Below are 1395 nucleotides of genomic sequence, written 5' to 3'. Positions count from 1 at the left end.
AGCTGGTGCCCGTACCGCCGAACGTGATCGCGGCTGTCGTCGACCCGTCGCACACCACCTGGTTGGCGATTGCGTTCACCGAAGGGGTCGGGTTAACGGTAATCGTAAAGCTGGTCGTCGAACCGATGCACGCACCATATGCCGGGGTGACCGTGATCGTGGCCACTACCGGGGAACCACCCGCATTCACTGCCGTGAACGCTGCGATGTTGCCGCTGCCGCTGGCCGGAAGACCGATCGAAGGGGTATCGTTGGTCCAGCTGTAGCCCGTCGCCGTTCCGCTGAAGGTCACCGACGCCGTCGATGAACCGTTGCACAGCTCCTGGCTGGCGATCGCATTCACCGAAGGGGTCGGCTGTACCGTAATCGTGAATATCTGGACAGGACCCGTGCACGTCACCGCGCCGAAGGTGTACCTCGGTGTCACCGTGATCGTCGCTGTCACCGGGGTGCTGCCTGCGTTGCTGGCCGTAAACGAAGCGATGTTGCCCGTGCCCGATGCACCCAAACCGATCGAAGGCGTATCGTTCACCCAGTCGTAGCTGGTGCCCGTGCCGCTGAAGGTCACCGCCGTCGTCAATGAACCGTTGCATACCGTCTGGTTCGATGGTGCCGTCACCGATGGGGTCGGGTTCACCGTGATGGTGAAGCTGCTCGTCGCACCCACACAGGTTCCATACAGGGGCGTGACCGTGATCGTAGCCACCGTGTGCACACCGCCCGCATTCACCGCCGTGAACGAAGCAATGTTGCCGCTGCCGCTGGAAGCCAGTCCGATGCTCGTGTTGTCGTTGGTCCAGGTGTAGCTGGTCGCCGTGCCGCTGAACGTCACCGCGGCCGTCGTCGAACCATCGCACACCACCTGGCTGGCGATCGCATTCACCGAAGGAGTCGGCTGTACTGTAATCGTAAATATCTGGACAGGACCCGTGCATGTCACCGCGCCGAATGTGTACTTCGGGGTCACCGTGATCGTGGCCGTTACCGGCGTGCTGCCCCCGTTGCTGGCCGTAAACGAAGCGATGTTGCCTGTGCCCGAAGCACCCAAACCGATCGAGGGCGTATCGTTTACCCAGTCGTAGCTGGTGCCCGTGCCGCTGAAGTTCACTGCCGTCGTCGACGAGCCATTGCATACCGTCTGGTTCGAAGGGGCTGTCACCGATGGTGTCGGGTTCACCGTGATGGTGAAGGTCTTCGAAGGGCCTGTACACACCACCCCGCCGGTAAAGACCGGAGTCACCGTGATGGTCGCCGTTACCGGCGAAGTGCCGGCGTTGCTTGCCGTGAACGAAGCGATGTTGCCGCTGCCGCTGGCCAAAAGTCCGATCGAAGGTGTATCGTTCGTCCACGTGTAGCTGGTGCCCGTACCGCCGAACGTGATCGCGGCTGTCGTCG

Annotated in this window: 1 protein-coding gene; it reads right to left on the bottom strand. The window is 62.2% G+C overall.

Features of this window, described 5'->3' with window-relative positions; all coding sequences use genetic code 11:
• Positions 1 to 1395, bottom strand: a 1395-nt coding sequence (locus AABK37_RS41380; protein WP_432557177.1) for a hypothetical protein, incomplete at both ends; no start/stop codon positions are given.

The organism is Tolypothrix sp. VBCCA 56010 (genome assembly GCF_050875635.1).
Taxonomy (GTDB): domain Bacteria; phylum Cyanobacteriota; class Cyanobacteriia; order Cyanobacteriales; family Nostocaceae; genus Hassallia.
Note: the sequence above shows the minus strand (reverse complement) of the source record. Positions and strands in the feature narration are given on the sequence as shown.